At 64.9% G+C, this 17,098-nt stretch carries 16 protein-coding genes; 7 read left to right on the top strand and 9 right to left on the bottom strand.

What is annotated here, in order from left to right; genetic code table 11:
- Nucleotides 1–10: 10 nt before the first annotated feature.
- Nucleotides 11–1,633, top strand: a complete 1,623-nt coding sequence (locus IE126_RS06720; protein ID WP_189380525.1) for an amidohydrolase — start codon at nt 11–13, stop codon at nt 1,631–1,633.
- A gap of 33 nt (nt 1,634–1,666) precedes the next feature.
- Here the strand turns inward: IE126_RS06720 and IE126_RS06715 are convergent, their stop codons facing one another.
- Nucleotides 1,667–2,335 (bottom strand): NnrU family protein, encoded by a 669-nt coding sequence (locus tag IE126_RS06715; RefSeq protein WP_189380524.1) that lies wholly within the window; start codon nt 2,333–2,335, stop codon nt 1,667–1,669.
- Between the two features lie 75 nt (nt 2,336–2,410).
- Between IE126_RS06715 and IE126_RS06710 the strand changes: the two genes are divergently transcribed.
- Nucleotides 2,411–3,157 (top strand): sirohydrochlorin chelatase, encoded by a 747-nt coding sequence (locus IE126_RS06710; RefSeq protein ID WP_189380523.1) that lies wholly within the window; start codon nt 2,411–2,413, stop codon nt 3,155–3,157.
- 45 nt (nt 3,158–3,202) lie between these two features.
- Here IE126_RS06710 and mog read toward each other — a convergent pair whose 3' ends face one another.
- The 8 genes from mog to IE126_RS06670 form a co-directional block, all read right to left on the bottom strand.
- Nucleotides 3,203–3,733: a molybdopterin adenylyltransferase gene (gene mog, locus IE126_RS06705; RefSeq protein WP_189380522.1), complete on the bottom strand. Its 531-nt coding sequence runs from the start codon at nt 3,731–3,733 to the stop codon at nt 3,203–3,205.
- Nucleotides 3,730–4,230: a DUF2478 domain-containing protein gene (locus tag IE126_RS06700; RefSeq protein WP_189380521.1), complete on the bottom strand. Its 501-nt coding sequence runs from the start codon at nt 4,228–4,230 to the stop codon at nt 3,730–3,732. Before IE126_RS06700 ends, mog begins: the two co-directional genes overlap by 4 nt.
- Nucleotides 4,231–4,307: 77 nt before the next feature.
- Nucleotides 4,308–5,357: an ABC transporter ATP-binding protein gene (locus tag IE126_RS06695; RefSeq protein ID WP_189380520.1), complete on the bottom strand. Its 1,050-nt coding sequence runs from the start codon at nt 5,355–5,357 to the stop codon at nt 4,308–4,310.
- Entirely contained in the window at nt 5,357–6,148 is a 792-nt protein-coding gene (locus tag IE126_RS06690) for an ABC transporter permease (protein WP_054303416.1), read from the bottom strand. The genes IE126_RS06695 and IE126_RS06690 overlap by 1 nt, the downstream gene beginning before the upstream one ends.
- Nucleotides 6,145–7,020 (bottom strand): ABC transporter permease, encoded by an 876-nt coding sequence (locus IE126_RS06685; protein WP_054303415.1) that lies wholly within the window; start codon nt 7,018–7,020, stop codon nt 6,145–6,147. The genes IE126_RS06690 and IE126_RS06685 overlap by 4 nt, the downstream gene beginning before the upstream one ends.
- Nucleotides 7,021–7,117: 97 nt before the next feature.
- Nucleotides 7,118–8,218: an ABC transporter substrate-binding protein gene (locus IE126_RS06680; protein WP_189380519.1), complete on the bottom strand. Its 1,101-nt coding sequence runs from the start codon at nt 8,216–8,218 to the stop codon at nt 7,118–7,120.
- A gap of 273 nt (nt 8,219–8,491) precedes the next feature.
- Nucleotides 8,492–9,889: an aspartate aminotransferase family protein gene (locus IE126_RS06675; protein WP_189380518.1), complete on the bottom strand. Its 1,398-nt coding sequence runs from the start codon at nt 9,887–9,889 to the stop codon at nt 8,492–8,494.
- A 111-nt stretch (nt 9,890–10,000) separates the two neighbouring features.
- A complete protein-coding gene (locus IE126_RS06670) occupies nt 10,001–10,270 on the bottom strand; it encodes an usg protein (protein ID WP_054303412.1) in 270 nt (89 codons plus the stop codon).
- Nucleotides 10,271–10,502: 232 nt separating this feature from the next.
- On the opposite strand from IE126_RS06670, the gene gyrA reads away from it, so the two are divergent.
- The 5 genes from gyrA (at nt 10,503) to IE126_RS06645 (ending at nt 17,098) form a co-directional block, all read left to right on the top strand.
- A complete protein-coding gene (gene gyrA, locus IE126_RS06665) occupies nt 10,503–13,187 on the top strand; it encodes a DNA gyrase subunit A (RefSeq protein WP_407646000.1) in 2,685 nt (894 codons plus the stop codon).
- Nucleotides 13,188–13,265: 78 nt separating this feature from the next.
- Entirely contained in the window at nt 13,266–13,616 is a 351-nt protein-coding gene (locus IE126_RS06660) for a DUF6614 family protein (RefSeq protein ID WP_108126977.1), read from the top strand.
- Between the two features lie 27 nt (nt 13,617–13,643).
- Nucleotides 13,644–14,981, top strand: a complete 1,338-nt coding sequence (trmFO, locus tag IE126_RS06655; RefSeq protein ID WP_189380516.1) for a methylenetetrahydrofolate--tRNA-(uracil(54)-C(5))-methyltransferase (FADH(2)-oxidizing) TrmFO — start codon at nt 13,644–13,646, stop codon at nt 14,979–14,981.
- Nucleotides 14,963–15,808: a tRNA glutamyl-Q(34) synthetase GluQRS gene (gluQRS, locus tag IE126_RS06650; RefSeq protein ID WP_189380515.1), complete on the top strand. Its 846-nt coding sequence runs from the start codon at nt 14,963–14,965 to the stop codon at nt 15,806–15,808. Before trmFO ends, gluQRS begins: the two co-directional genes overlap by 19 nt.
- 129 nt (nt 15,809–15,937) lie before the next feature.
- The gene (locus IE126_RS06645; RefSeq protein ID WP_108126983.1) at nt 15,938–17,098 is read left to right on the top strand and encodes an efflux RND transporter periplasmic adaptor subunit; all 1,161 of its coding nucleotides are present in this window, start codon (nt 15,938–15,940) and stop codon (nt 17,096–17,098) included.

Raw genomic sequence — 17,098 nt, 5'->3', positions numbered from 1 at the left:
GGAGACAGCCATGGACCTCGTGATCCGCAATGCCCGCAGCTTCCCCGAAGGTGCCGCCGTGGCGCTGGCGGTACAGGACGGCCTGATCGCATGGGTCGGGCCGGACGCAGAGACTCCGGCTGCCGCGCGTGTCATCGACGCGGGCGGTGACACGCTGCTGCCAGCCTTCACCGAAAGCCATGTGCATCTGTTTCTGGGCGGCACCGCGCTTGGCCAGCTGAACCTTGCAGCGGTCAGTGACACCGCAAGCTTCCATTCGGCGTTGCGCCGTTTCGCAGAAACACTGGCCCCCGGAGAATTCCTGTGCGGCTACGCCGCGAATTACGAGATGCTCGGCCCCGGCTCCCGGCCCGACCGGCATGCGCTGGATGCGGCAGTGGCGGATCGGCCTGTGTTCATCACCTCGACAGATTACCACGCGGCCTGGGCCAATACGGCGGCGCTGCAACTGGCCGGCATCCTGTCGGGCGCTGAAACACCGCCGGGGTCTGAAGTGGTGATGTGGCCGGACGGCCTCGCCACTGGCGAACTGCGCGAAGGCGCGGCGATGGAGCTGGTCCGCCGTCTGACGCCGACTGGCGGGCGTGACAGCACGGCCATGATCGGGCAGGAACCGCCCGGCACACCCGATGCCGCGATGCGCGCCCGCGACAAGGCCACCATCCTGCTTGCCTGCCATGAGCTTGCCCGCCACGGCATCACCAGCGCGGTGAACATGGATGGCAACCTTTATCAGGCCGGGTTGTTCACAGAACTGGCCGAGGAATTGCCGATCCGGGTCAAGCTGCCGATGAACCTGACCGAGGATCAGGACAAGGCCCGTGTCGCCGCCCTGATCGCACAGGCGCAGGCCGCGCCGGTCGGGCGGCTGGAATTCGGCATGATCAAGATGTTCATGGACGGGGTTTATGACACCTGGACCGCGCATGTGGTCGGCGGCTACCCGGACGATCCGGCCCATGATGGCCCGCGCCTGATTTCCGCCCCCGCCTTCGCGCGGCTTTGCACCATGGCCGATGCGGCGGGGTTGCAGATCGCGGTTCATGCCGTGGGCGATGGCGCGGTGCGCGCGGTGCTGGACGGCTATGAAGCCGCCCGCACCGCCAACGGCCCGCGCGACAGCCGCCACCGGATCGAACATATTGACACGATCACCGAAGCCGACCTGCCACGTCTGCGCGATCTTGACGTTATGGCCTCGATGCAGCCGGTGCATCCGCCGGGCAGCGCGGGCCTGCCGCTGGAGCCGACCATCAGCATCATGGGTCGCGCCCGCTGGCCCACCGCCTTCCCCTGGGCGCGGATCGCGGCACAAGGCACCCCCCTGGCCTTCGGCACGGATTGGCCGGTCTCGCCGCTTGATCCGCTGCACTGCCTGCATTGCGCGATGGCCCGCCGCCCCTGGGCGCCCGGCATGCCCGACCAGCGGCTGCACCTTGCCGATGCCCTTGCCGCCTATTCCGCAGGCGGCGCCTACCTCGGCTTTGCAGAAAACCGTCGTGGCCAGTTGCGCGTCGGGATGCAGGCCGATGTGATCCTCGTCACCGGCAGCCTTACCGCGCTGGCGGAACGGGCCGATGCCGCCCGCGTCACCCTGACCCTGCGCGAGGGCGAGGTGATCTGGCAAGCCTGACCCGCGCCCTGGCCTCCGGGGCGCGCGGCATCGTCAGGGTTGTGGGCTGACCCCGATCACCGGCTCATGCAGGTGCCACAAAACCGCCCAGACCACGATGGCCAGCCCGATCCGCCACCATTCAGGCCGCCAGCCGCGCCAATCCCCTGCGAAAGGCAGGTTGGAGGTTCCGCGTGACAGTTCCGCCCAGGCCCCTGCCCCCCAGAGCCGGCGGTTACGGGCATCAATGGCCAGCATGCCGAGGGCCGAAAAGCCAGCGAACAGCCCAAAGAGAATCACATGGGCCAGATCACCGTTCACCACCAGATGCACGCCTGACCAGATCAGCAGCGCCCAAAGCAGCGGATGCCGGACCAGCCCGGCCACACCGGGCCGCGCCGGGTCGAAGCCCGAGGCCCTGCCCCCAAAGCTCAGCGGATTGGCCGCCCCCAGCGCGAGCGCGACCAGCAGCAGCGCCACCGGCATCGCAAGGTTGGCAAGCCAGCGCATCCAGATCGCCTGATCCCACAGCGGCACAAAGGGCGCCCGCCCGGCCGCCGCGATGACCCAGATCAGCAAAACCAGTGACAGCAGACCAAAGGCCGCACCATAGCCCGCCCGACCCAGCCGCGCCACCAGCGCCCCGCGCAAACCGGGACGCGACGGCACCATATGGCTCCCCAGAAATGCCACCATCGCCAGGATGAATTCTGTCCAGCCCATGACTTACCTCCCCGTCAAGCCTTACGCCCTTCGCCAGCGCTGGACAATCGCCGCGCCGCACCTATCTTCGGCGCCATGCCCGACGCCCTTCTCATCGCCCATGGCTCACCCGCCGATCCCGAACCGCAGGAACGCGCGCTTCAGGCGCTGGCAGCGCGGGTGCGTCTCTGGTGCCCCGGCTGGCGCATCCGTGGCACCACGCTGGCGCTGCCCGGCGCGCTGGAACGCGCGGTTGCGGCCCTGCCCGATGCGGTGATCTTCCCCTTTTTCATGGCCGAGGGCTGGTTCACGCGCAAACAATTGCCCAAACGGCTGGCCGAGGCCGGAATGACCGCACCGCGTCAGCTTCCGGCCTTCGGCCATAGTGCCGGACTGACCGCCCTCGCCCGCGAGATCGCCCTGCAAGCCGCCCGCCAGCATGGCCTGCCCGAGACCGCGACCCTGCTTCTGGCCGCTCATGGCAGTCAGGTCTCCCGCGCCTCCGCCAACCGGACCGAGGAAATCGCCGCGACCCTGCGCACAACCACCACCTTCCGCGTCGTGACCGGCTATGTCGAGGAAACCCCGCTGCTGCACGATGCCGCCCGGATTGACGGCCCTGCCCTGTGCCTGCCACTTTTTGCCACGCGCGCGGGCCATGTCGCACAGGATGTGCCCGAGGCGCTCGCCGCCGCCGGTTTTTCCGGCCCGTTGCTCCCCGCCATCGGCGAATCCCCGGAAGCGGCCCGGCTCATCGCCGACGCGCTTCAGAGTTTTCTGTCCGAAAATATCCCTGCCGGAGGCACCCGAGCCGATCCGGCACAGCCGGTCGGCGAGACATAGGCTTGCACGGCCCGCAAGGGACGTGCTCCGCCTGAAAGGCGCCGGTCACTTCGCGGGACGGAACGCCTTGCAGACCTCGGGATCGGTCTCGATCCAGCCCGCCCCCATCAGGTCAAGGCAATAGGGCACCGCCGGAAATACCGCGTTCAGACAGGTGTCAATGGCCGAGGGCTTGCCCGGCAGCGTGATGATCAGCGTCTTGCCCCGTGTGCCCGCTCCCTGACGCGACAGAATGGCGGTCGGCACCTCGCGCAGCGACACTGCGCGCATCAGCTCGCCAAAGCCCGGAAAGACCCGCTCTGCCACATCTTCCATCGCCTCGGGCGTCAGGTCGCGCGGGCTGGGACCAGTGCCGCCTGTGGCAAGGATCAGGTCTGCGCCGCCTTCATCAGCCCAGCGACGGAACGCGCCAGCGACAACCTCGCGCCCGTCGGGCACGATCTCGCGGATGATCTCCAGCTCCGAGGTCACCGCCCGGCGCAGCCAGGCCTCGATGGCCGGGCCGCCCCGATCCTCATACTCACCGCGCGAGGCGCGGTCGGAAACCGTCAGAACCGCAATCCGGGCCGCTGTCATTGTCCGCCCTCCACCAGCACCTGCGAAAGCCAGCGTGCCACCGCTTCTGGCGGCACCGGCTCGGCCAGATCGCCCGCAAAGGCATGGAAGGCACCCAGATTGGTCGCATTGACCCCGATCAGCACCGGCAGGCCGTCTGCCACGGCATCGGCGACCATCTGGCGAAAGCCCCTCCCCTCGGATTCATGCTTGCCGAACTTGTTGATGATCAGCAAACGCGCGCCCTGCATCCGGCCCCCGACCTCGGCCACAGCCGTCTCCAGCGCCCCCGCGTCCAGACGGCAGCCGCTGGACCCGGCGCCAAGCTTCTGACTTATCCGGATGACCGGCCCGTCGGGCAGCACCTGCACATCCATTTCGCAGTCCACGCCGCAATCGACATTGTTCTGCACCGCCCCGGCCACGGCGACGCCCTCGGCCAGCAGACCGCGCGCCAGATCGGCCAGCAGCCGGTCGGTCGCCCCGCGTTCTTCCAGCGTCACATATCCGATGCGCATGCCGTTACCCTTCCGTTGCTTCGCAAGGAATGCCTCCGCCGCAGATCAAGCGCAAGCCGCCTTTCGCGACGAAACGCTCAGCCGCCCAGAACGATCAGATCGCGCGACGACAGGCTCAGCTCGACCGCCGCGCCCGGTGCGGGCGGGGGTTGGTCGGCCCGGTTGAACGTGTCCAGCGCCACGGGCATGCCCGCGACATCGGCCCCAATGCGAATGACCGATCCAAGGAAATGCACATCGCGCACCGTGGCAGGCAGGATCACATCGTTGCCCTCGCGGCGGCCCAGATACAGCGCCTCGGGCCGTGCCGCAAGATCGACGCTTCCCCCCGAGACCGGCGCGGGCAGCGTGACAGGCACACCGCCCAGACGAACCCGCCCCGCGGCACCATCCTCCACCGTGGCGGTGAAGGCATTAAGCTGGCCGACAAAGTTCGCCACGAACCGTGTGGTCGGCCGGTTGTAGATCTCGAACGGGGGGCCAACCTGATCAGCGATGCCGCCGTTCATCACCACGATGCGGTCAGAGATCGACAGCGCCTCTTCCTGATCATGGGTCACGAAAATCGTGGTGATCCCCAGCTCGCGCTGAATCTCGCGGATTTCATTGCGCAGCGAAACCCGCACCTTGGCATCCAGCGCCGAAAGCGGTTCATCCAGCAACAGCACCTGCGGTTTGGGCGCCAGCGCGCGGGCCAGCGCCACGCGCTGCTGCTGGCCGCCCGACAACTGGAACGGATAGCGCGCGCCCAGATCGGGCAGGCCGATCAGGCGCAGCATCTCGGTCACGCGCGCAGAAATCTCGTCACGGCCCGCGCCCTTGATCTTCAGCCCGAAGCCCACATTTTCCGCCACGGTCATGTTGGGAAACAGCGCATAGGCCTGAAACACCATGCCGATATTGCGCTGGTTCGGCCGCTTGCCCACCACATCGGTGCCTCCGATGCGGATCGCGCCCGACGACGGGGTTTCAAACCCCGCCACCATGCGCAGCACCGTGGTCTTGCCACAGCCGGAGGGGCCCAGAAGCGAGATGAACTCCCCCTGCCCGACATCGAGGTTGAAATCCTTCACCACACGGTTGGAGCCGAAGGATTTTTCCAGATGCGAAAGTTCGAGGAAGGCCATCAGCGCGCTACCTTGCTGTGCTTTGAAAAACGGGTGACAAGCTGGATCAGGCCCATGCAGGCCCAGGTGATGCCAAAGGCGATCACCGCCAGCGCGAAGGGCTCGTAAGGCTTGTTGGCGCCGATCCGTTGCAGATACGGGCCAAAGGCCGGACGATCCAGCAGCGCCGCGAGGGTGAATTCGCCGATCACGATGGCGAAGGTCAGGAAGGCCCCCGACAGCACAGCCGGAATGACATTGGGCAGGATCACCCGGCCAAGGATGGTGACCCAGCCGGCGCCAAGGCTTTGCGCCGCCTCGGTCAGCGTCGCCACGTCAATCGTACGCAGGCCGGTGTCGACGGCGCGATACATATAGGGCAGCGCCAGGATGGTATAGCCGAAGGCGAGCAGCAGGTTGGTGCCCATGATGCTGCCGGTCAGCGGCAGCCAGCTGGAGGTATTGTAGAGCCGGATATAACCGAAGACGATCACGATGGCCGGAATGACCAGTGGCATCAGCGTGATGAATTCCACATAGGGCCGCGCCCAGGGCATCTTCAGCCGCACCCAGAAGGCCGTGGGCACTACGATCAGGATACCCAGCGCGATGGTGACCAGCGCCATCATCACCGAATAGCCGAAGGTCGCCTGAAACTCCGGGTCGGCGATGACCTTGGCATAGGCATCAAGGCTGTAGACCCCGCGCCGGGCCTTGAGGCTGAATTCGGTCAGGCCCAGCAGCGGCAGGGCGAAATAGGTCAGGCCGAAGATCAGGACGATCCAGCCGGTGAGGCGGCCCCAGAGGCTCATTTCATCCACCTTTCGGCCCGAATGCGCAGCCAGATGTAAACGATATTGGCGATGGCAGTGACCACGATCATGCCAAAGGCCATGGCATAGCCAAGGTTCGGATTGCCCAGCACATCGCCCCGGATCTGCGCGAAAAGCTGGATCGGCACGATGTTCAGCGCCGAGCCGGTCAGTGCGATGGCGGTCGCCACGGCGCCGAAGGCATTGGCGAACAGAAGCGCGAAAGTGCCCAGCAGCGAGGGGAACAGGATCGGAAAGGCCACCATGCGCCAGTATTGCGCGGTGGTGGCGCCCAGAACCTCGGCCGCCTCTTTCCATTCGCGCCGCAGCCCCTCCAGCGCCGGGGTGATGATGAGGATCATCAGGGGGATCTGGAAGAACAGATATGTGACCGTCAGCCCCCAGAAGCTGAGGATCGAGAAACCGAGATCACGTTGCAGCACGATGCCGAAATTGTTGCGCAAAAACAGCGTGACAAGGCCGACCGGCCCGAAAGTCGCCAGAAAGGCGAAGGCCAGCGGCACGCCCGCAAAGTTCGAGGCGACGCCTGAAAAGGTCATCAGTGGCGCCTTGATCGCCTTTGGCACCGCGCCAAAGACCACCGCCGCCGCCATGCCAAACCCGATCAGGCATCCCAGAGCCGAGGAGGCGACAGAAATCTTGATGGAAATCCAATAGCTTGACGGGATGGTCCCGGTGTTCAGGTCGCGCAGATTCTGAAGTGTGAACCCACCACTACGGTCCTGAAAGGCACCGATGACGATATACATGGTCGGCAGGATCAGGAACAGCGTGACGAAGATGACAAAGGGCAGAAGCCCCAGCCATGTCAGCGGCAGGCGCCGCCGGGGCGCGGTGGATGCGGTGCTCATGCGGCGCGGGTCTCCGGCTGTGCGGGCGCTGGGTTCCGGGGCGAAGGAACGGGAAACCCGGCCCGCGCAACGCGGGCCGGGCCGGATACATCAGACCTTACTGGACGTTGGCGCCGACGACGGCATCCCAGCCGCCGGTCACGGCCGCCTTGTTGGCGTTCACCTCGTCCAGCGTCGGGAAGTAGGCGGCTTCATAGGCCGCGGCCGGGGGCAGCTTGGCCATGGCATCGGCATCCAGCTTGCCCGCCGCCGACATCGCGTTGAAGCGCGCCGGGTGGCAGTAGCCCTTCAGCCAGAGGTTCTGGCCTTCATCCGAATACAGGTATTCCATCCACAGCTTCGCGGCATTCGGATGCGGCGCATAAGCCGAGATGCCCTGAACGTAGACACCCGCCAGAACGCCCGACTTCGGCACGACCACCTCGACCGGCGGGTTGCCGGCAAGCTCGTCCGACCAGGCAAGGGCGTTGTAGTCCCATGCCACGACGATCGGCGTGGCGCCCTGCGCGATGGTGCCCGCCTTGCCGATGACCGGGACGAAGTTGCCCGCCTTGTTCATCTCTGCAAAATAGTCGAGCCCGGCCTTGCCCGCAGCTTCGCCCGAGGCGGCACCCGTCGAGAGGCCAGCAGCCAGAACGCCGAGAATCGCCTGGTTCGAGGCGCGCGGATCGCCCGCCAGTGCCACCTGACCGGCATATTCCGGCTTCAGCAGATCCGACCAGTCGCCCGGAGCATTGGTCACCAGGTCCTTGTTCACGATGAAGGACATGACGCCGTAATAGTCGCCATACCAGTGGCCTTCCGGATCCTTGATGCTGTCCGGGATGTCATCCCAGGTCGACACCTTGTAGGGCATCAGCAGCCCTTCGTCCTTCATCGAGGGACCATAGGCCAGACCCACGTCGACAACATCCGGGGCCTGCGGGCCCTTGTTGTCCTTGTTGGCCTTCACGGCCTCCACCTCGTCAGCCGAACCCGCATCGGGGTTCAGTTCGTTCACCTGGATTTCCGGGTATTTGGCCTTGAAGCCGGCGATCACGTCGCCATAGCCACACCAGCTGTGCGGCAGGGCGATGGTGGTCAGCATCCCTTCGGCCTTTGCCGCGGCCTCCAGATCGGCCATCGCATCGGCCGAGACCAGACCCGTGGATGCCATCAGCATCCCCACGGTCACGGCGGCGGTGAGTTTCATCTGCATTCCGGTCAACTCCCTTGGGGCCACATCGGCCCATTTCGTCTCAGTCGGGTCTTATTCTTGGCATGTGACAGTTTTGTTTCACCGCCCTGCCAGATGATCTAAGCGCGGAAGAAAGTCTCGCGCAATGAATCTGTTACGTCGCTGTTACTTTTTCTTCACGCGCCGCGCGCATGAATGATCGTTTTCACGCCGAAATGCGCAAAAAAGCGAAACGGGCACCTTTGGGGTGCCCGTCTGCATCTTCGTTTCGCAGCGTTCGGGGCCGAATCGGCCTCAGGCTTCGGTGAACAGCCGCTCGGCCCTGACCTCGGCATAGGCTGCATCCAGCGACCTGGTGGCGCGGTCGATCAGCACGTCGATCTCCTCAGTCGTGATGACCAGCGGCGGCGAGATGATCATGCGGTCATAAACATGGCGCATGATCAGATTGTTGCGGAAGCAATGTTCGCGGGTGCGGAAACCGATGGTGCCGGGCTTGGCCGCGAACTTTGCCCGCGTGGCCTTGTTCGGCGTCAGCTGGATCGAGCCCATGAGGCCAACAAGGCTGGTCTGCCCCACCATCGGGTGTTCACCCAGCTTGTGCCATTTCTCGGCCAGATAGGGATGCGCCACGTTGCGGACGTGGTCAATGATGCCGTCCTCCTCGATGATGCGCAGGTTTTCCAGCGCGACGGCCGAGGCGACGGGATGCCCGGAATAGGTATAGCCGTGGTTGAAATCATCATCGGCATTGCCGATGACATGCGCCACCTCGTCACAGACGATGGATCCGCCGATGGGCTGATAGCCCGAGGACAGGCCCTTGGCGATGGTGATGATATGCGGCTTGATCCCGAAGGTTTCGCAGGCGAACCAGTTGCCGGTGCGGCCAAAGCCGGTGATGACCTCGTCCACGATCAGCAGGATACCGTATTTATCGCAGATGCGCTGGATTTCCGGCCAGTAGGTCGAGGGCGGCACGATGACGCCACCCGCCCCCTGGATCGGCTCGCCGATGAAGGCCGCCACCTTGTCGGCGCCGACTTCGAGGATCTTCTCCTCCAGTTCGCGGGCGCGCAGCAGGCCGAAATCTTCCGGCGTCATCTCGCCGCCCTCGGCCCACCAATGCGGCTGGCCGATATGTTCGATCCCGTCGATCTTGCCGCCCGCCGCATGGATGTAGGGCATACCCCCAAGGCTGCCGCCACCCATGGTGGAGCCGTGATAGCCGTTCTTGCGCGCGATGATCACCCGACGCTCGGGCTGACCCTTGATATCCCAGTAGCGGCGCACGAGGCGGATATTGGTGTCATTGGCCTCGGACCCCGAAGAGGCGAAGAACACATGGTTCAGGTCACCCGGCGCCAGTTCCGCCAGCTTCGCGGCCAGCGCGATGGCGGGCACATGGGTCGTCATGAAGAAGGTGTTGTAATAGCTCAGCTCACGCATCTGGCGCGCGGCGGCATCGGCCAGTTCACCCCGGCCGTAGCCCACGTTCACGCACCACAGACCGGCCATGCCGTCAATGATGCGGCTGCCCTCGCTGTCGGTCAGCCAGACGCCCTGCCCCGAGGTGATGACGCGCACGCCCTTCTTCGCCAGCGCCCCGTCCGAGGTGAAAGGGTGCATGTGATGCGCCGCGTCCAGCGCCTGAAGCTCTGCCGTCGGCAGGTGGTTGGTGATCTTGTTCATTCTCGGCCTCGTCGTCAGAAGTGCGGAACCCGGATGCGGATTCGACGGATTGCCCCCACCTTACGGGCTTCGTGTGACAGGCGCAAGAATTTGATCAAATTAAACCTGCCGTCAGTGCAGCCGGAATTCGCCGACCATGTTGCGCCACTCCCCCGGCCCGATCAGCTTGCGATGGGTGAAGCGGACGGAATGCAGCGGCCCCTCGATCTGTTCCTGCCAGAATTCGACAAAGCGGAACAGACGCGGGTAATCCGGCGCCAGATCGTAGTCCTGCCAGATGAAGCTGTTCAGCACATGACGGAAATCCGGCATCCGGTAATAGAATTCCGCAGTCGTCAGGCCATAGCCCTTCAGCATCAGTTCCGTCTCTTGGTGGTCCATATCATGCCTCCACGTTTCTTCTTGTGGAATCATCCTGCCAAATCCGGGTTATTTTTCAATGAAAACAGTTTGTTGTCAGACCGCCTCCCCGGCTGCCAGATCGCGGCCAGATGCGCGGTTGCACCCCATATCTGCGATGGTCTATAGTGCCGCCAACTAGATCCGGGGCCTTGAAACCCCAAGTCAGAAGAAGGCGCCCCGCGTGTCCGATCAGCCGGAAGATATTGAAAACATGGAAGAACCGCCGCGTGGCACCTATGATGGCCCGCAGGTTTCCATCGAAAAAGAGATGAAGACGGCCTATCTCGATTACGCGATGAGCGTGATCGTGAGCCGTGCCATCCCCGATCTGCGCGACGGCCTGAAACCTGTGCATCGGCGCATTCTTTACGCGATGCACGAAACCGGCAACACGCATGACAAGCCCTATCGCAAGTCGGCGCGTCCGGTGGGCGACGTGATGGGGAAATACCACCCGCATGGCGATGGCGCGATCTATGACGCGCTGGTGCGGATGGCGCAGCCCTTCAGCATGTCGCTGAAACTGCTGGACGGTCAGGGCAACTTCGGCTCGATGGACGGCGATAACGCCGCCGCCATGCGTTATACCGAAGTGCGGATGGACAAGCCTGCCGCCTTCCTGCTGGCCGATATCGACAAGGATACCGTCGATTTCCAGGACAATTACGACGGTAAGGACAAGGAACCCACCGTCCTTCCCGCCCGCTTCCCCAATATGCTGGTCAATGGCGCGGGCGGCATCGCTGTCGGCATGGCGACCAATATCCCGCCGCACAACCTCGGCGAGGTGATCGACGGATGCCTTGCCATGATCGAGAACCCCGACCTTTCGACCGAGCGGCTGATGGAGCTGATCCCCGGCCCCGATTTCCCAACCGGCGGCCAGATCCTCGGGCGCGGCGGCATCCGCAAGGCTTACCTTGAAGGGCGTGGCTCGGTCATCCTGCGGGCCAAGACGCGCGTGGAGGAGATCCGCAAGGACCGCTGGGCCATCGTCGTCGATGAGATCCCCTATCAGGTGAACAAGGCCACGATGATCGAAAAGATCGCCGAACTTGTGCGCGAGAAACGGGTGGAAGGCATCGCCAATATCGCCGACGAATCCGACCGGATCGGCGTGCGTGTGGTGATCGAGCTGAAACGCGACGCGACGCCGGATGTGGTGCTGAACCAGCTTTTCCGCTTCTCGCCGCTGCAAGGCTCGTTCGGCTGCAACATGCTGGCGCTGAACGGCGGGCGTCCCGAAACGCTGGCGCTGCGGGATTTCATCAGCCATTTCCTGACCTTCCGTGAGGAAGTTGTTGCGCGCCGCACCGCTTACGAACTCCGCAAGGCGCGCGAGCGCAGCCATATCCTCTGCGGTCTGGCGGTCGCTGTGTCGAACGTGGACGAGGTGGTCGCCACCATCCGGTCCTCGGCCGATCCGGCCGAAGCGCGCGAGCGGCTGATGACGCGCCGCTGGCCCGCGCATGATATCGCGGCCTATATCCGGCTGATCGACGATCCGACCCACAAGATGAACGACGATGGCACCTATAACCTGTCGGAAACGCAGGCCCGCGCCATCCTCGACCTGCGCCTGCAACGCCTGACGGCGATGGGCGTCAAGGAAATCACCGACGAGCTGGAAGAGCTGGCCGCCAAGATCAAGGACTATCTTGATATCCTGTCGTCGCGCGACCGCATCATGGGCATCATCTCGGCCGAACTGACCGAGGTGAAAGACCTGTTCGCCATCCCCCGCCGCACCGAGATCATCGACTGGGCCGGCGACATGGATGACGAGGATCTGATCGAGCGCGAGGATATGGTCGTCACCATCACCTCGGGCGGCTATATCAAGCGCACCCCGCTGGCCGAATTCCGCAGCCAGAACCGGGGCGGCAAGGGTCTGGCCTCGATGCAGACCAAGGAAGATGATGTGGTGACCACGCTCTTCGTGGCCAACACCCATACGCATCTTCTGTTCTTCACGACCGACGGCATGGTCTACAAGCTGAAATGCTGGCGCCTGCCACTGGCGGGGCGCACCGCGCGCGGCAAGGCCATCGTCAACATCCTGCCGATCGAAACCGGCATTTCCATCGCTGCGCTGATGCCGGTGGATGTGCCCGAGGCCGAATGGGACAGCCTGCAAATCGTCTTCGCCACCTCGGATGGGGATGTGCGGCAGAATGACCTGAGCGATTTCACCAATGTGAAGCGCAATGGCAAGATCGCCATGAACCTGCCCGAAGGCGTGTCGCTGGTGAATGCCGCGATTGCCGACGAGTATGACGATGTGATGCTGGTCACTTCGGGCGGGCGGGCGATCCGCTTCTCGACGACCGACATCCGGGTGTTCAAGTCGCGCGGCTCGACCGGCGTGCGCGGCATCCGTCTGGCCGAGGGCGACCGCGTGGTGTCGATGTCGATCATCCGCCATTTCGAGGCCGAACCGGCCGAACGCGCGGCCTATCTGAAACAGCGCCGCCTGATGGCGGGCACGGTGGAGGACGAGGTCGAGGCAGATGATGAAGAGGCCGTGGCCGAAGGGCAGCTTTCGCCCGAACGCTATGCCGAAATGTCGGCGGCAGAGGATCTGATTCTGACCGTGACGGCCAAGGGTCTGGGCAAGCTGTCCTCCAGCCACGATTACCCGGTGCGCGGGCGCGGCGGCATGGGTGTGACCGCTTTTGAAAAGACCATGCGTGGCGGGCAACTGGTGGCCTCTTTCCCGGTCGATCCGTCGGATCAGATCATGCTCGCGACCTCCACCGGGCAGTCGATCCGGGTGCCGGTGGACCAGATCAGCTTCCGCTCGCGTTCCGCCGGGGGGGTGAAGGTGTTCAACACCGGCGGCGACGAAGAGGTGGTTTCGGTCGCCCGCGTGGCCGAAACCGGCGAGGAAGAGTGACAAAGGCCGGGGCAATGCCCCGGCCTTAACCGTTTCGCAAGGCGACTCGGGGTCTGATGCGTCGAAAGGGAGACGCGGATGAACCTTTATCACTGTATGATCGAACTGAAGTCCGAGGCGCGGGCGCTGGCCTTCTCTGCGGCGGTGGATGGCTGGATGGCCTATCTGAAATCGGCGGGGCTGGTGCTGGACTGGCGGTTGATGCGTCGGAAACTGGGGCTTGCCTCGGGGCGGCACACCGATTTCCTGCTGGAAATCTCCCTCCCCGACATGGCCGCGCTGGATGCGGCCTTTGCGCTGCTGGCCAATGCTGATGAACAGGCGGCCCGGCGCTATGACCAGATGCATCAGATGATTGCCGGGGTGGAGGTCGGGCTGTACCGCCCCTATCCCGACCCCGCGCAGAGGGAGCGCATTGCCTTGATCTGAGCCGCGCATGGGTCTATCTGCGGGTCCATGCACGAGACAATTCATATCATCGGCGGCGGAATGGCCGGATCGGAAGCGGCGTGGCAGGCGGCTCAGGCCGGTGTGCCGGTGGTGCTGCATGAAATGCGGCCCGAGGTCGGCACCTTCGCTCATCGCACCGGCAGCTTTGCCGAAATGGTCTGTTCCAACTCCTTCCGCTCGGATGATGACGAGCGGAATGCCGTGGGCCTGCTGCATTGGGAAATGGGGGCGGCGAACGGGCTGATCATGGAAACCGCGCGCGCGCATCGCCTGCCTGCGGGTGGCGCTCTGGCGGTGGACCGCGATCCCTTTGCCGAAGCGGTGACCGCGCGGCTGAAGGCGCATCCGCTGATTTCGGTGGAGTATGGCGAGATCACCGAACTTCCACGCGAGGGCCACTGGATCGTGGCAACCGGGCCGCTGACCTCCGGCGCGCTGGCGCAAAGCATCCGGGCGGAAACCGGGGCCGAAAGCCTTGCCTTTTTCGACGCCATCGCCCCCATCGTCTATGCCGAAAGCATCGACATGTCGGTGGCCTGGCGGCAAAGCCGCTATGACAAGGGCGAGACCGAGGAAGAGCGCACCGCCTATATCAACTGCCCGATGACCAAGCCGCAATATGAGGCGTTCATCGACGCGCTGCTGGCCGCCGACAAGACCGAGTTCCACGAAGGCGAGACGGCGGGTTACTTCGACGGCTGTCTGCCGATCGAGGTGATGGCGGAACGCGGGCGCGAAACCCTGCGCCACGGGCCGATGAAGCCGGTCGGCCTGACCAATGCGCACAGGCCCGAGGAAAAGGCCTATGCGGTGGTGCAACTGCGCCGCGACAATCAGCTTGGCACGCTCTATAATATCGTGGGCTTCCAGACCAAGATGAAATACGGCGCGCAAACCGCTGTTTTCAAAATGATTCCGGGGCTGGAGAATGCCAGCTTCGCCCGCTTGGGCGGCATCCATCGTAACACCTTCATCAACTCGCCCCGGTTGCTGGACAATCAGATGCGCCTGCGCTCGCGCCCGAATGTCCGCTTTGCGGGTCAGGTGACTGGGGTGGAGGGCTATGTAGAAAGCGCCGCCATGGGCCTGCTTGCGGGCCGCATGGCCGCGGCGGAAATCAGGGGCGAGACCCTGCTGCCGCCACCGCCCGAAACCGCGATGGGCGCGCTGATCACCCATATCACCGGCGGGGCCGAGGCCAAAACCTTCCAGCCGATGAATGTGAATTTCGGGCTGTTCCCGCCGATTGATGCGAAAGGCGGGCGCCGGGGCCGGAAGGACCGTTACAAGGCCTATACCGATCGCGCCAAGGATGCCTTCACGCAATGGCTGGCGGCGCAGTAACCCGTTTCGCGCCCTCGCCCACCGGGCCGCTGCACCTGGGCCACGCCTTCGCCGCTATCGTCGCGCATGACATGGCGCGCGACGATAGCGGGCGGTTCCTGCTACGGATCGAGGATATCGACCGCGCCCGCTGCCGCCCGGAATGGGAGGCGCAGATTTCCGATGATCTGCGCTGGCTGGGCCTGACATGGGATCAGCCTGTGCTGCGACAATCCGACCGCCTGCCGGTCTATGCCGCCGCGCTCGACACCCTTGCCGCGCACGGGTTGACCTATGCCTGCACCTGCACGCGTGGCGATATCCGTGCCGCGCTTTCCGCCCCGCAGGAAGGCGCGCCGTTGATCGGGCCGGATGGGCCGGTCTACCCCGGCACCTGCCGCCATGCCGGGCATGACCGCCGGGAGGCCGCGATCCGGCTGGACATGGCGCGTGCCATGGCTGCGGTCGGGCCACTGGCGTTTACCGAAACCGGCCCTGCTCATGCCGGACATCACCGGATCGACGCGGCGCAGATGATTGCCGGCGTTGGTGACATCGTGCTGGCGCGGCGCGATATGGGCACCTCTTACCATCTGTCGGTGGTGCTGGATGACGCGGCGCAGGGCGTGACGCATGTGACGCGGGGCGAGGATCTGTTTGAGGCGACCGCCATTCATGTTCTGCTGCAACGCCTGCTGGACCTGCCGACGCCGGTCTATCACCACCACCGCCTGATCCGCGATGCAGCGGGCAAGCGGCTGGCCAAGCGCGACGATGCGCGCGCGTTGTCGAAATACCGGGCAGAAGGCGCCACCCCGCAAGATATTCGCGCCCTGATCGGATTGTGACGACGGAAAATGCCGCGCCATGCGTATCATCCGCCGGAACCGCGTGCAGCCGGTTGCCGGAGGATGTGGCCTGACCTAGCTTCTGCGGGCGCCCCACCGCCTGCGACCCAAAAAGAACAGGACCTACAGATGATTGCATCCCGCACAGCCAGCCTGATCGTGCTGGCCGTCACATTGGCCTCGGCGACAGCCTGGGCGCAGACCCCGCCTTCGGAGGCCGCGCGCGGACCTGCCAAGGTGGGCGTGATCGAGATGCGGTTGCAGCCGGTGCGGCGCAGTTCCACAGTGCCCGGACGCGCGGTGGCGTTTGAGCAGGCCAATATCCGCCCCCGCGTCGGTGGCATCGTGACCGAAATCCTTTACACGCCGGGCGCCGAACTGGCCCCCGGCACACCGATGTTCCGGCTGGACCGCACGCAATACGAGGCGGCGGTGGAAACTGCACGGGCGGCGCTGGCGCGGGCACAGGCGGCGTTGCCGGTGGCACTGGCGACGCTGGAACGGGCACGGGCGCTGGAAGGCTCGGGCAGCACACGCGCGACGGTCGAAAGCGCCGAGGCTGCTGCTGCCTCTGCCCGCGCGGATGTCCAAAGCGCCGAAGCCGCGCTGAACGTGGCGGAAACCGAACTGTCCTGGACCGTCGTCACCAGCCCCATCGAAGGGATTGCCGGGGTGCCCGAAGTTTCGGTCGGCGATCTGGTGACGGCGGGGCAAGGCGATGCGCTGGCGACGGTAACCCGTCTGGACCCGATTTATGTCGATATGTTCGAGCCTTCGGCGCGTATCCTGTCGATTCAGGATCAGATCGCGCGGGGAGAGCTGAAGCCTGACGAAACGCTGGAGGTGAAGCTGACGCTGGAAAACGGCCAGACCCATGCCAGCGGCGGCACGCTGGTCGCGCCCTCGGTCACGGTCTCGCCCACCACCGGAACGCAGGACATCCGGTTTCGCTTCGACAACCCCGATCACCGTATCCTGCCCGGCATGTTCCTGCGCGGCGAAGTGGTTCTGGGCACCGTGCAGGCCTATCTGGTGCCGCAGCGCGCCACCACGCTGGGCCGTGACGGCACGCTGTCAGCCTGGGTGGCCACCACTGAAGGGAAGGCCGAACAGCGCCGGTTCGAGGCGCGCGGAACACATGAAAATGCCTGGATCGTGACGGCGGGGCTGTCGGAGGGCGACCGGCTGATCATCGACGGGCTGAACGGGCTGCGCGACGGCGCGGCGGTGGAGCCGGTGCCGGTCACCATCGACGCCATGGGCGTGGTGCAGGATGTGAAGGCGAACTGA

It is taken from the genome of Gemmobacter nanjingensis, from assembly GCF_014652195.1.
Classification (GTDB): domain Bacteria; phylum Pseudomonadota; class Alphaproteobacteria; order Rhodobacterales; family Rhodobacteraceae; genus Gemmobacter; species Gemmobacter caeni.
Note: the sequence above shows the minus strand (reverse complement) of the source record. Positions and strands in the feature narration are given on the sequence as shown.

What these genes read in the sequence shown, in the direction of transcription:
- IE126_RS06720 (WP_189380525.1), top strand. Translation starts at nt 11, where the DNA reads ATGGACCTCGTGATCCGCAATGCCCGCAGCTTCCCCGAAGGTGCCGCC.
- IE126_RS06685 (WP_054303415.1), bottom strand. Translation starts at nt 7,020, where the DNA reads ATGAGCACCGCATCCACCGCGCCCCGGCGGCGCCTGCCGCTGACATGG.
- IE126_RS06700 (WP_189380521.1), bottom strand. Translation starts at nt 4,230, where the DNA reads ATGCGCATCGGATATGTGACGCTGGAAGAACGCGGGGCGACCGACCGG.
- IE126_RS06645 (WP_108126983.1), top strand. Translation starts at nt 15,938, where the DNA reads ATGATTGCATCCCGCACAGCCAGCCTGATCGTGCTGGCCGTCACATTG.
- IE126_RS06695 (WP_189380520.1), bottom strand. Translation starts at nt 5,357, where the DNA reads ATGGCCTTCCTCGAACTTTCGCATCTGGAAAAATCCTTCGGCTCCAAC.
- mog (WP_189380522.1), bottom strand. Translation starts at nt 3,733, where the DNA reads ATGACAGCGGCCCGGATTGCGGTTCTGACGGTTTCCGACCGCGCCTCG.
- IE126_RS06715 (WP_189380524.1), bottom strand. Translation starts at nt 2,335, where the DNA reads ATGGGCTGGACAGAATTCATCCTGGCGATGGTGGCATTTCTGGGGAGC.
- gyrA (WP_407646000.1), top strand. Translation starts at nt 10,503, where the DNA reads ATGGAAGAACCGCCGCGTGGCACCTATGATGGCCCGCAGGTTTCCATC.
- IE126_RS06680 (WP_189380519.1), bottom strand. Translation starts at nt 8,218, where the DNA reads ATGCAGATGAAACTCACCGCCGCCGTGACCGTGGGGATGCTGATGGCA.
- IE126_RS06690 (WP_054303416.1), bottom strand. Translation starts at nt 6,148, where the DNA reads ATGAGCCTCTGGGGCCGCCTCACCGGCTGGATCGTCCTGATCTTCGGC.
- IE126_RS06660 (WP_108126977.1), top strand. Translation starts at nt 13,266, where the DNA reads ATGAACCTTTATCACTGTATGATCGAACTGAAGTCCGAGGCGCGGGCG.
- gluQRS (WP_189380515.1), top strand. Translation starts at nt 14,963, where the DNA reads ATGGCTGGCGGCGCAGTAACCCGTTTCGCGCCCTCGCCCACCGGGCCG.
- IE126_RS06710 (WP_189380523.1), top strand. Translation starts at nt 2,411, where the DNA reads ATGCCCGACGCCCTTCTCATCGCCCATGGCTCACCCGCCGATCCCGAA.
- IE126_RS06675 (WP_189380518.1), bottom strand. Translation starts at nt 9,889, where the DNA reads ATGAACAAGATCACCAACCACCTGCCGACGGCAGAGCTTCAGGCGCTG.
- trmFO (WP_189380516.1), top strand. Translation starts at nt 13,644, where the DNA reads ATGCACGAGACAATTCATATCATCGGCGGCGGAATGGCCGGATCGGAA.
- IE126_RS06670 (WP_054303412.1), bottom strand. Translation starts at nt 10,270, where the DNA reads ATGGACCACCAAGAGACGGAACTGATGCTGAAGGGCTATGGCCTGACG.